Genomic DNA, 10,895 nt, shown 5'->3' with positions numbered 1-10,895 from the left:
AGTAAATCCTCTCTCCGTCGGAGTAAAGTCCCCTTCAAAGTCACATTGATAACAATGATCGATTGGAGAATACGTGCTTGGGGCCGAACCGTCGCATTAATCAAGCAGATGGTTGATTTTGATTGTGTTGAATAAATCCAATTGACCGGTTTGCGCCGCAACGATTAAACCTTCGCCGCAAAGGAAAACGAAGTCGGCCTGCTCTTTGGCATCTGTTGCACCTGCCGTTTGCAGGCGGTTTTGCAGGATTTCGCGTATTTGTTGTTTATGAGCGGCGGCATGGCGGTGAGGCATGCTTTCGCCATCCGAAAATTCGGCGCTGGCATTGATAAATAGGCAGCCGTAGAAATGTTGCGACGTGCACCATGCCTTGATGAAATCCAGATAGGCGGTAGCTGTTTCGCGTTCGGGTCGTTTATTTAGCGCGGCTTGCATATTTTCTATGAATTGATTGTGCCGATATTGCAAAACCGCTTCGATTAAGCCTTCTTTACTGCCGAAATGAGCGTAGAGGGTGCGCTTGGTGGTGCCGGCCTCTTGCGCCAGCAGTTCGACGCCGCATGCATGAAAACCCTGTTGATAGAATTGGTTATAAGCAGTTTCGATAATTCTTTGCCGGATATCCATTATTTTCCTTGTGTTAGTATACCGATTGGTATACAGTATAAATATACTGAACGGTATACATTCTAACATTGTGGAATTTTTTTGAGGAAAAGAAATGGATAATTTGAAACAATGGCCGTATCCGACGGAAATCTGCCCGGCGCGCCTGCCGCTGCAGACCATCGCATTGGCTTGGTTGGGTGCCGCGTTGGCAACGGCGGCTTTTGCATTTGCCGGCGATAGTTTGGCGCTGCCTTTGGTATTGGGGTCGTTCGGTGCCAGTTGTTTGCTGGTGTTTGCCTATCCGAAAAGCCCGTTTGCCCAGCCGCGTAACGTGATAGGCGGGCATTTTACGGCAACATTAACCGGCTTGGTGTTTATGGCTTTGTTCGGCGTGCATTGGTGGAGTATGGCTTTGGCGGTGGGAACTGCGGTGGCATTGATGTTGTTGCTGCGTGTACCACATCCGCCTGCCGGATCGAATCCTTTGATTGTGATGACTTTGCATGCGGGATGGTCGTTTTTGCTCACGCCGACATTATTCGGCTCTTTGATTCTGGTGGCGGTGGCTTTGTTGTATAACAACTGGGGTAAGCACCGGCGTTATCCGACTTATTGGTGATTTTATTGTGTGAAGATAACTATGGTCGTTTGAGATATGAAAGCGAGAGGAAAACGCAGACGGTGTCTATCGATAGAATTGTGGGTAATGGTTTAATTGATATTATTTAAGATGGAAAGCCTGTCTGAAATTTTCAGACAGGCTTGGGTGTGGTAGCAGACATTCACAGTTTAGTTTTGATGTTTACAGGCCGAATGCGTGTTTTTCTCCCCGCCAGCCAGTTTGTCGCAAAAACGTTTCCCAATTTAATGCGCCGGGGAAGGTGGTTGTCGGCTGGTTATCGGCGCTGAAATAGCCGTATTCCACGGCATACTGCACCATGCCGAGCAGTTCGCGTACCAGCAATTCATTGGCGGAAAATTCAGGAAAATAGCGCAATAAACCCTCTCGGGTGTAGGCGTTGCGGTATTCGGTGCGGATGCCGGTTACGCGTTGGAAGGTTTCGACCATTTCCCGCGGCGTGATGAAATCGCCGACTACTGGCAAGGTTTGCCCTTGATATTTTTCACGATGGCGGAGTATTTCGAGTATGGCAGGCCCTGTGGCGGTTAGCGGGTCGACGAACGGAGCGCGAAAGTCTTCCGGCAGGTAGATGGGCATGAGTAGGGCGTCGCCTTCCCGCCGCGGTAGATAATATTCGAAAAGGTTGGTATAAAAGAAGGCTAGTATGATGAAGGAATGCGCGATAGGAAGCGTGCGGATGTAGTCGGCAACGCGGGCTTTGTCGGTAAAATGCGGTGCGAATTTTTGCCCTTGTGTTATGGCATCAACGTTTTCCAAGGTGCTGAAGATAATGTGTTGAACGCCAGCCGCAACGGCGCTGTCTGCCAGTTGGCAGCCGAGCGCAAATTCTTGCGAATCTTGCGGATCGGTTGGCGGGGTCATGAGAAAAGCGGCTTCCGCACCACGCATGGCGGCTGTCATTTCGTTTTGATGGCCGAGAGCGAGCGGCGCTTTGACGACTTCCGCGCCCATCGCCTGCAATAATCGGGCTTGGCTGCTATCCGGATGGCGAGTAAGGGCGCGTACGCGGAAAAGGCCGCTGTTTAATAATGAAGCGACGACGCTGCGACCTTGTTTGCTGCCGGCACCGGCTACGGCGACTAAAGGTAAGGAGGATATAGTCATAATGAATCCTTGCTAAATAACGGATGAGCGGTCAGTATAGAAAGGCCGGCAGGTGTGGGCAATAACTATCCTTTTGAATAGGTTAAGAGAAATGAAAACGGAATGTCTCAGTGATTTTGTGGATTTCGGCGGTAAAACGTATCCTTGCCCGATTAGCGTGGCTATGGATTTAATCGGTGGGAAGTGGAAAGCGGTAATTCTTTATCATTTGCAAGATGAGCCGCGGCGCTTTGGCGAATTACGTGCTGCGCTGATTAGCGTAACGGAAGCCATTTTGAGCCGCCAACTGAAACAGTTGGAGCTGGACGGCTTGATTTCGCGGCAAGTGTTCGGCGATAAGCCGCCTTTGAAAACGCAATATGAATTGACGGCATTCGGCCGTAGCTGCTTGCCTGTGTTGGCTGCGATTACGGATTGGGGTAATGAGGTGGTAACGGCGCGAGGTAGTTTTCAATAAGCGTTGTTTCATGATGATGAGGGCTGTATTGATGCGATAGTGGGCAAGACTGCGGTCAGTATGGTTTGTTGTGCATTTTATATTATAGAGAAGTGTGGTTTACGAATTTTGAATTCGATTTTTTAAAGGAGAAAGTAGATGCGTTTACATATTGCCAATAAAGAACGTTCTTCATGGTCGCTGCGCCCGTGGTTGATGTTGAAAATGGCGGGTATTGAGTTTGAAGAGGAGCTTCATCTTTTTTTGGATGATCTGGCGCAGCAGCGGCAACAATGGAGTTCGTTTTCGCCGAACAGTAAAGTGCCGGTGTTGGTGGACGGCGATGTAACCGTGTGGGACAGCTTGGCGATTTGCCTTTATTTGGGTGAGCGTTATCCGAATATCTGGCCGGAAGATAAGGCGGCGCGTATTTGGGCTTATTCTGCCGCGGCGGAGATGCATTCGGGCTTCCCTGAGCTGCGCACACAATGTGATTTCCGTATTACGCCTGTTGAGGTGCCGCTTGTGCCGGATGCGAACTTGGCTGCTGAAGTGCGGCGAATCAATGAATTATGGCAGCAAGGGCTTACTCGGTTTGGCGGTGATTTTTTAGCGGGCAACCGCTTCAGTGCGGCGGATGCGTTTTATGCACCAGTGGCGCTGCGCCTGTTGAATTATGGTTTGCTTGATTATTTGAGCAGCGACGTAGCGGCTTATGTTAAGCGGATTGCGGCGCTGGATGCGGTTCAGGAATGGTGCCGAGAGGCTCGATGAACTGTGGTTTCAGACAGGCATTGTGCGTTGGCCAATGCCTGTCTGAACGCATTTGTTTGGTGTTATTCGGCGGGGCTTTAACTTATAATGAACGCCGTTTTTCAATTCAGGAAGCTTTATTGTGTTAAAAATCATCTCTGCCAATGTCAACGGTATTCGCTCTGCTTATAAAAAAGGGTTTCACGAATATATTGCTGATTCCGGCGCGGATGTCGTGTGCGTGCAGGAATTGAAAGCACAGGAAGCAGATTTGTCTGACGAGATGAAGAACCCGCACGGAATGCACGGCGTATGGCATTGCGCGGAAAAACGAGGCTATAGCGGGGTGGCAATCTACAGTAAACAGCGCCCGGATTTTGTTCAGACAGGCATGGGGATTGAGGAGTTTGATCGGGAAGGCCGTTTTGTGCGTGCCGATTTCGGCAATCTGAGTGTCATTTCGCTTTACCTGCCTTCCGGCACCAGCGCACCGGAGCGTCAGGAATTGAAATACCGTTTTCTGGATGCGTTTTACCCGATGTTGGCCGAATTGAAGGCGGGCGGGCGCGATATTGTGGTGTGCGGCGATTGGAATATCGCACACCAGAATATTGATTTGAAAAATTGGAAGGGCAACCAGAAAAATTCCGGTTTTTTGCCGGATGAGCGGGAATGGATAGGCAGGGTTATTCGCGATTTGGGCTGGGTTGATATGTGGCGAACACTTTATCCTGAGGTGCCCGGTTATACTTGGTGGAGCAACCGCGGCCAGGCCTATGCCAAGGATGTAGGGTGGCGCATTGACTACCATATGGTTACGCCCGATTTGGCAGCCAAAGCTTTGCAGGCGCATGTTTATAAAGATGAGAAGTTTTCAGATCACGCGCCGTTGGTGGTGGATTATGATTACAGCATCGGTTAAGGCGGCTTTCAGATAGGTATGGCTTTGTGTTGTTCTATAGGCACTTTAATGTAATGAGCTTGCTGAAAGATTTCCTGTAATGGCCTCTCATACAGTCAGTGGCAGATTATCGAATAAAAGCCTGTCTGAACTTTTCAGACAGGCTTTTATTACGGGTTATCTACTGCATTATTTTATTTAGTATCGAGGTATTTGTCGGATAACTTTGAAAAGCTTTCTGAGATAACTTTCCCATTTTGATCTATCTTATTTCTCAGCTCTAATGCTTTTTGCCCTGCCTCTTTGGCAAAAGTTGCGCCCTCAACATTTGTTTCATCTATATTCTTAACGAAGTTGATATTTTGTAGTGTATAGATCATTGATTGTGTGGATAATTCAGTAGAAAGACGGATCCTGTCAGCTGTTTCCTTCATTTCCTCATCTTGCAAGTCAAGCTTGTTTACATCCTGTTTTACTTTTTCAGCAAACGCTTCAAGTTCTTTTATCAAACCGTTTAATTCTACAGATGGAATATCGCTTTTGCTTGTTTGGGCTTTGTCTATTTCCTTTTGAAATTTTTGGGCTAATTCTTTTGATTCTTTGTTCGTTGGGCCGCTAATAAATTTTGCCAATTTTTCCAAATCGTTGAGGCCGGTTGCCGATTTTTTGTCGGAAATGTTTATCGGTTGATCCAGCTTGGGATCGGCCACGGGAAAGCCGTCTAATATTGCTTGATATTTTTCAGACAAGTGCCCCTCGCTATTTTCAATGGAGGCGGCTTGATTAATCGTTGCTTTTGGCTGTGGGTTGGTTGAATCTGCTGTTTTTTCTGCGGGACTGCAGGCGGTCAGCAGTGTAGAAATTATGGCTATAAAGGTAAATTTATTGGTTGTTTTTTTGCTGTTCATATTATTCCTTGGTGTAATGTAAGCTAAAAATGAATTTAGATGTATTTAATATTTTTCAGTAGGTTATCTGTAATTGAATCTATATTGATTTTTGAAAAATCACCGAATATTTTAGGCATTTTTATGCCTGTTCGACAGTATGTGTTTGCATATGATTTTGAAAATCGGCTAGGCTGATGTCCATGCTGTCGGTGCAGGGCTGCATAATCTGGTCTATGGTTTTGGCGATCGGGTCGGTTTGTGAAAGATGCTCGGGGCGGCGATAGACAAAGAGCTTGAACAAATCACTGATGATGATGTGATCGGCGTTGGTTTTTAAAACCCAGCCGCGGTTTCCGTGAAACGTATAGCCGCAGCGCGTCAGCTGCTCCAATAAGTCGCCCAGCTCGTCATAACCCATATTGATGTGTTGCCGGAATTGTTGAACTTTAACCGCTCGGCCGTGCTGTTGGGCTTCGTCAAGCAGCAACAGGATTTTCAACACGTCGTCGAAGCGGCCGCGTGAATCCAGCCGTCGGCGAAATGCCTCGCCGTGCCAATAGGAGAGCGCCGAAGTCAGCACTGCTCCGCTGATAACCACCATCCATAGCGCATGCAGCCAAACTAAAAACACCGGTATTGCAGCGAAGGCGCCGTAAATCAGCTGATAGCTGTTGAAGCGGCTGATATAGAGCCGGAAGCCCCAGCGCAGTATCTCCAGTAAAATCGCCGTAATGGTGGCACCGATAAAAGCATGCTTGGAGGGAACAAACCGGTTGGGCACCAAGCGGTAAAGCAAATAAAGGCTAATGGTGCTGAAAAAAAGCGAATTCAAAGCGAGCAAGAGGCCGGAGAGCAGGGGAAATGTTTCTGCTATTTTGCCGCTTCTGAATAATAAACCCCATGCGGAAAGTCCGATGCCGGCAATCAGCGGGCCTAGGGTCAGCAAGGCCCAGTAAACTAGAAACTGCATCCAGAGGGGGCGTTGTGTTTTGACTTGCCAGATACGGTTGAATGTTTGGTCTATGGTTTGAATCAGCAACAGCGAAGTAACGCCGAGCATAATGATGCCGATGGCGGTCAGGTTGCTGGCTTTATCTTTGAATTCGTTAAGATAATCAAACACGATGCCGGCGCCGTCGGGCACGATGGTCATGTTGACGAAGCGGACGAATGCGGCGGATACGTCGCTAAACATAGGGAAGGCCGAAATGATGACAAGCGCTACGGTAAGCACGGGAACCAATGCCAAGAGCGAAGTAAAAGTGAGGCTGGCGGCGATTTGCGGTACGCGTACTTCATTGAAACGGTGCCATAAAAAACCGGCAAAGCCAGAGCCGCGCGATTGGCGCCAATCTTGCAAAAATGGGGATTTGGGCATAATCTGCATGATGCCGCCGCAGCGGCTTGATGGTTAAGACTACATATTTTAACGGAAAAAACTTTATGAGCCAAAATCCTCTGAAAATTCTTGTTTTATATTATTCCCAACACGGCGCTACGCAAAATCTGGCCCGCCAGCTTGCCCGCGGTATTGAAAGCATTGATGGTTGCGAAGCCGTTTTGCGTACGGTGCCGAAAGTGTCGGCCGTGTGTGAAGCGGTGGAAAATGATATTCCTGCGGAAGGTGCGCCGTATTGTTCGGCGGAAGACTTAAAAAGCTGTGCGGCTCTGGCCTTGGGTAGCCCGACTCGCTTCGGAAATATGGCGGCTGCAATGAAATATTTTATCGACGGTACGATTCCGCAATGGCTTTCGGGCGAACTCATCGGCAAACCGGCTACGGTATTTACCAGCACTTCCAGCTTGCACGGGGGGCAGGAAAGTACGCTGTTAACCATGATGCTGCCTCTGTTGCATCATGGTATGGTTATTAGCGGCATCCCGTTTAGCGAGGCGGCGCTCAATCACACCCAAACCGGTGGAACGCCTTATGGCGCGTCTCATGTAGCTGGCTCGGAAGGGAAGGCGTTATTGAGCCAAGATGAGCAGCAGCTTGCGTTTGCACAAGGAAAGCGGTTGGCCGAATTGGCGGTTAAGCTGGCGTAGGCGGTTTCAGGCAGGCATTAAGTGTTTTTGAATCGATATTGTAATTAAGTTTCGGGAAAAGGCTTTTTTAAGATTTTATGTAGCAATATAACAGTAGCGGTTTGCATAAAATAACAGTATGATTTTTAGCTGCCATAAACAATGGAAGCACTTTTTGCCTCTGATTGTCGGCAGATTTTGCAGTTGCGACTCAATGTCTGCTCAGGCATTACTGCGCTTTGCCGTGTTATTTTTAATTGTTTTATCTTAACTTGAAATCTATTCGGATAGTAGAGTTTGAAACAGCAGAGCCAGACGGAAATATTTTATTTAAACAGAGATTAGGATAACCATAATGTCTTCACAAGCGCCAAGAAATAATACGCCGGCACTCGCCGTGCTGACTTCGCTTTTTTTTATGATGGGTGCCATTACATCCCTTAACGATATTCTGATTCCGCACTTGAAAAATGCGTTTAGCCTTAACTATACGCAGGCCATGTTGGTCAACATGGTGTTTTTCGGCGCTTATGCCTTGATGTCGATTCCCATGGGCAAAGTGGTTGAAAAATTGGGTTATAAAAACGGCGTTATCGGCGGCTTTATGGTAGCTGCTTTGGGCTGTATTTTATTTTATCCGGCAGCATCCAGCGTGTCTTACCCGATTTTCCTTTGCGCTTTATTTATCCTGGCTTCCGGCATCACTTTGCTGCAAGTGGCGGGCAATCCTTATGTTACCTTGTTGTCCAAGCCGGGTAAGGAATCGGCCACGTTGACTTTGGTGCAGGCTTTTAATTCGGTAGGCACTACGGTTGCTCCTCCTCTTGGCGGAATGCTTATTTTGGCCGAAGCGAGCAAACATATGTCGCCGGCTCAAGAAGCTCAATCGGTTCAGCTGCCTTATCTGGGTTTGGCCGGCGTGCTGATTCTGTTGGCGGTTATGGTGAAATTAATTAAGTTGCCCGATGCCAAGGCGATTGCTGAAGCTGAAACCGAGCACAATCATGACGGTAAAACCAGCGTTTGGCAATATAAGCATATGATTCTTGGTGCTGTGGGTATTTTCTGCTATGTGGGCGGTGAAGTGGCCATCGGCAGTTTGTTGATTAGTGTGATGGAAGCCGTTGCAGGGGTTGGTCATTTGCACGGTTCGAAGCTGATTGCTTTTTATTGGGGCGGGGCGATGGTAGGTCGGTTTGTGGGTTCTATTGCAATGAGTAAGGTTGAGCCTAGCAAATATTTGATGTTTAAAGCGATTGCTGCTATCGGTTTGATTGCCACTGCGATTGTGTTTGGCGGCAAAGTAGCCATGTATACGCTTTTGGCGGTTGGTTTCTTCAATTCGATTATGTTCCCCACAATCTTTTCACTGGCTACCCGCGGTTTGGGTAAATTTACCGGCGCAGCTTCCGGCATTATCTGTACGGCCATTGTGGGCGGTGCGATTGTTCCTTTTACGCAAGGTGCGATTATCGATAATTTGAGCGGTAGCATGGGTGCGACCCAAGCGCTGATGGTTTCTTTCGTGTTGCCGATTTTGTGTTACCTCTACATTCTGTTCTTCGCGGTTAAAGGCCATAAGGTTGATTGATGAGTTGAGCGGAAGATTAAGAAATAAAAATGCCTGTCTGAATTTTCAGACAGGCATTTTGTTGTTTCGGAAGGTTACTCTTTTAAATTAAATGATACGGGCGTTTTTCATTTGCGTTATGCGGGGATGCATGGATTTGAATTCGCCGCTGAGAGTAATGATGAATGCTTCGTGCGGAAAAGGCGCTGCGGTTAATTGCTCGGTAATACGGATGATGGCAGCGGTTTTGCTTTGCCACAAACGGGTGCGCACGGTAAAGGCAATAATATAGATGGGCTGGTGTTTTCGGTAACGCACGGTTTTTTGCACGAGATAGACCTTATCCAAACCGTCGATGGTTTGAAGGTAGGCCTGAAATTCTGCTAATTCGTTGGCCGGGATTTGTGCGGGTTCCAGTAAATCTTCAGGGGTGCAATAGGTGCGTTCCGCCTGTGCCTGTTCGTCTTCATTCAGGCGGTGGTCGATGATTTTTTGACAATAGGCGGCCGCATCATTCCGATCGTGTTTAGCGTGGTAATCGCGCTCGATGGTGGCGGCTTGGATGGTTAGCATGTTGTCTAATTCGCCGGCGCGTCGGATGACGGGTACGCCGTCGCCATCATGCTTGTCCAATAACATGCGACCGTATTCCAGGCAAACTTGGGCGGAATCGGGATGCAGACGGTGCAGCTCGGCTAGTTGCATTAAGGCGGATTGGGGATCGTTGGCAGCATGTTCCGTTAGCATGGCGCGTTCAAGTGCTTCCTTTTCGGGCAGCGTGTGCTCCTCGGCCATATCGTTGAGGGTTTGCAAACGTGTCAGGCGTTCTTGGTGCGAGTCGTAGGCTTTTTGCCAGCTTTGGTCGGTTTCGCCTTGCCACCATTCTTGATTAAATTGTTGCATGGCTTGTTGTAGGGTGTCGCCCAATAGTTTGGCGGCAGACTGCTCGGGTTGGGGAAAATCAAGTCTTGGTGCCAATCGCAGGTTACGCAGGCGGTTTTGCAGGGTGGGGCGCGGGTTATGGACGTAATGCGGCACATTGAGTGCGGCTTCCAGATGGTTTTTCAAACTGGCGGGCTCCAAACAGGCCGGATAGGCGTGGAACGGCATTTTGGGCGGGCGTTTGTATTGGCGGCTTTGGTAGGTAAACTGATGCCAAAAGTCGGCCTCCAGATAGGCGGCGGCGGCATGAAGATTGCATAGCGCGGCAGCCAGCTCCTCCGGAGGGCAGAAGCGGGTGGTTTCGGTATCGTTGTGCAAGACGTTGTGGCAGTAGAGCGGATAGGTGTGCAAATCGAGCCAAGGCAGGATGTGTTTGAAGAAAGGAGCGGAAAGTGAGCCGAGCAGGCTGCCGTTTAGGCTGTCGCGCAGGTTGCTCCAGCGCTGAAGACGCAGGCTCATGGTGCTTTGCAGGCGCTCGTTTCCGTTGCGAATATGAATGAGCTCGTTGGTAACGATGCTGCGGAATTGGTCTGGCGTTAAAGTTTGCAGCAGAGGCAAGCCGAGGTTGAGTATGGTTTGCTTTTTATCGGAAGTGCCTGAAATCGAAAGCTGTTTATGTAGGTTGATTTGTAGGTTGTTATTCAAATTGAGTTCGGTCGATATTTCTTCAACCAAGCGGAAAAGTGCTGGTGATTGCTTTGGCTGCAAGGCTATGTTGTCGGCGGTTTCGTTGATGGTGGCCAGCAAGGGGCGGACGATTCGGCTTAAAATCAGTAAGCTGATGGCAAATAGAAACAGCCCCGGGATCAGATGTTGGGCGCAGCGCTCGAGTGCAAAAACCAGCAGGGCGATAAAGGGCAGGCAGAAAAGCAGTGTCAGCGCCAATCCGAGATAGAAAAGGGCGATAACTTTGCGGCGATAGGCAGACAGGTTTTGGGCGGCTTGACGGTTGTATTTTATGGTTCGCTGAATGAGTTGTTCTTCAGTCATATTGCGGTCTCTGCTCTTTTCAGACAGGCATT

At 48.6% G+C, this 10,895-nt stretch carries 11 protein-coding genes; 6 read left to right on the top strand and 5 right to left on the bottom strand.

The genetic code is table 11. The features are described 5' to 3' along the window. Positions 1 to 96: 96 nt before the first annotated feature. Positions 97 to 627, bottom strand: coding sequence for a TetR/AcrR family transcriptional regulator (locus Q4A84_RS10305; protein WP_303088846.1), 531 nt, complete (start codon positions 625 to 627; stop codon positions 97 to 99). A 94-nt stretch (positions 628 to 721) separates the two neighbouring features. Between Q4A84_RS10305 and Q4A84_RS10300 the strand changes: the two genes are divergently transcribed. Continuing rightward, the gene (locus tag Q4A84_RS10300) at positions 722 to 1,228 is read left to right on the top strand and encodes an HPP family protein (protein WP_303088845.1); all 507 of its coding nucleotides are present in this window, start codon (positions 722 to 724) and stop codon (positions 1,226 to 1,228) included. A 183-nt stretch (positions 1,229 to 1,411) separates the two neighbouring features. Here Q4A84_RS10300 and Q4A84_RS10295 read toward each other — a convergent pair whose 3' ends face one another. Then, a complete protein-coding gene (locus Q4A84_RS10295) occupies positions 1,412 to 2,356 on the bottom strand; it encodes an NmrA/HSCARG family protein (protein WP_303088844.1) in 945 nt (314 codons plus the stop codon). A 91-nt stretch (positions 2,357 to 2,447) separates the two neighbouring features. On the opposite strand from Q4A84_RS10295, the gene Q4A84_RS10290 reads away from it, so the two are divergent. The 3 genes from Q4A84_RS10290 (at position 2,448) to Q4A84_RS10280 (ending at position 4,467) form a co-directional block, all read left to right on the top strand. Then, complete coding sequence (locus Q4A84_RS10290) at positions 2,448 to 2,813, top strand: helix-turn-helix domain-containing protein (protein ID WP_303088843.1); 366 nt, start codon at positions 2,448 to 2,450, stop codon at positions 2,811 to 2,813. Positions 2,814 to 2,951: 138 nt separating this feature from the next. Next, a complete protein-coding gene (locus tag Q4A84_RS10285) occupies positions 2,952 to 3,566 on the top strand; it encodes a glutathione S-transferase family protein (protein ID WP_303088842.1) in 615 nt (204 codons plus the stop codon). 121 nt (positions 3,567 to 3,687) lie between these two features. Further along, positions 3,688 to 4,467 (top strand): exodeoxyribonuclease III, encoded by a 780-nt coding sequence (locus tag Q4A84_RS10280; RefSeq protein ID WP_303088841.1) that lies wholly within the window; start codon positions 3,688 to 3,690, stop codon positions 4,465 to 4,467. 173 nt (positions 4,468 to 4,640) lie between these two features. On the opposite strand, the gene Q4A84_RS10275 is transcribed toward Q4A84_RS10280, so the two are convergent. Beyond that, positions 4,641 to 5,354: a hypothetical protein gene (locus tag Q4A84_RS10275; RefSeq protein WP_303088840.1), complete on the bottom strand. Its 714-nt coding sequence runs from the start codon at positions 5,352 to 5,354 to the stop codon at positions 4,641 to 4,643. 121 nt (positions 5,355 to 5,475) lie between these two features. Then, positions 5,476 to 6,714 carry a YihY family inner membrane protein gene (locus Q4A84_RS10270; RefSeq protein WP_303088839.1) on the bottom strand — a complete coding sequence of 413 codons (1,239 nt, stop codon included), beginning with the start codon at positions 6,712 to 6,714 and terminating at the stop codon, positions 5,476 to 5,478. A gap of 65 nt (positions 6,715 to 6,779) precedes the next feature. On the opposite strand from Q4A84_RS10270, the gene wrbA reads away from it, so the two are divergent. Together wrbA and Q4A84_RS10260 are read left to right on the top strand one after the other, a co-directional pair. Then, positions 6,780 to 7,382: an NAD(P)H:quinone oxidoreductase gene (gene wrbA, locus Q4A84_RS10265; protein WP_303088838.1), complete on the top strand. Its 603-nt coding sequence runs from the start codon at positions 6,780 to 6,782 to the stop codon at positions 7,380 to 7,382. A gap of 334 nt (positions 7,383 to 7,716) precedes the next feature. Next, positions 7,717 to 8,952: a sugar MFS transporter gene (locus Q4A84_RS10260; protein ID WP_303088837.1), complete on the top strand. Its 1,236-nt coding sequence runs from the start codon at positions 7,717 to 7,719 to the stop codon at positions 8,950 to 8,952. 87 nt (positions 8,953 to 9,039) lie between these two features. On the opposite strand, the gene Q4A84_RS10255 is transcribed toward Q4A84_RS10260, so the two are convergent. After that, positions 9,040 to 10,863, bottom strand: a complete 1,824-nt coding sequence (locus Q4A84_RS10255) for a hypothetical protein (RefSeq protein WP_303088836.1) — start codon at positions 10,861 to 10,863, stop codon at positions 9,040 to 9,042. Positions 10,864 to 10,895 lie beyond the last annotated feature (32 nt).

Origin of the sequence: Neisseria sp. (assembly GCF_030527965.1) — a bacterium.
In the GTDB taxonomy this organism is placed as follows: domain Bacteria; phylum Pseudomonadota; class Gammaproteobacteria; order Burkholderiales; family Neisseriaceae; genus Neisseria.
The sequence above is the reverse complement of the archived record's forward strand: the minus strand, read 5'-3'. Positions and strand labels throughout refer to the sequence as shown.

Bases quoted from the DNA above. Each gene is read 5' to 3' on its own strand.
- Q4A84_RS10270 (WP_303088839.1), bottom strand. From the start codon at position 6,714: ATGCCCAAATCCCCATTTTTGCAAGATTGGCGCCAATCGCGCGGCTCT.
- Q4A84_RS10305 (WP_303088846.1), bottom strand. From the start codon at position 627: ATGGATATCCGGCAAAGAATTATCGAAACTGCTTATAACCAATTCTAT.
- Q4A84_RS10290 (WP_303088843.1), top strand. From the start codon at position 2,448: ATGAAAACGGAATGTCTCAGTGATTTTGTGGATTTCGGCGGTAAAACG.
- Q4A84_RS10295 (WP_303088844.1), bottom strand. From the start codon at position 2,356: ATGACTATATCCTCCTTACCTTTAGTCGCCGTAGCCGGTGCCGGCAGC.
- Q4A84_RS10285 (WP_303088842.1), top strand. From the start codon at position 2,952: ATGCGTTTACATATTGCCAATAAAGAACGTTCTTCATGGTCGCTGCGC.
- Q4A84_RS10300 (WP_303088845.1), top strand. From the start codon at position 722: ATGGATAATTTGAAACAATGGCCGTATCCGACGGAAATCTGCCCGGCG.
- Q4A84_RS10275 (WP_303088840.1), bottom strand. From the start codon at position 5,354: ATGAACAGCAAAAAAACAACCAATAAATTTACCTTTATAGCCATAATT.
- Q4A84_RS10260 (WP_303088837.1), top strand. From the start codon at position 7,717: ATGTCTTCACAAGCGCCAAGAAATAATACGCCGGCACTCGCCGTGCTG.
- Q4A84_RS10255 (WP_303088836.1), bottom strand. From the start codon at position 10,863: ATGACTGAAGAACAACTCATTCAGCGAACCATAAAATACAACCGTCAA.
- wrbA (WP_303088838.1), top strand. From the start codon at position 6,780: ATGAGCCAAAATCCTCTGAAAATTCTTGTTTTATATTATTCCCAACAC.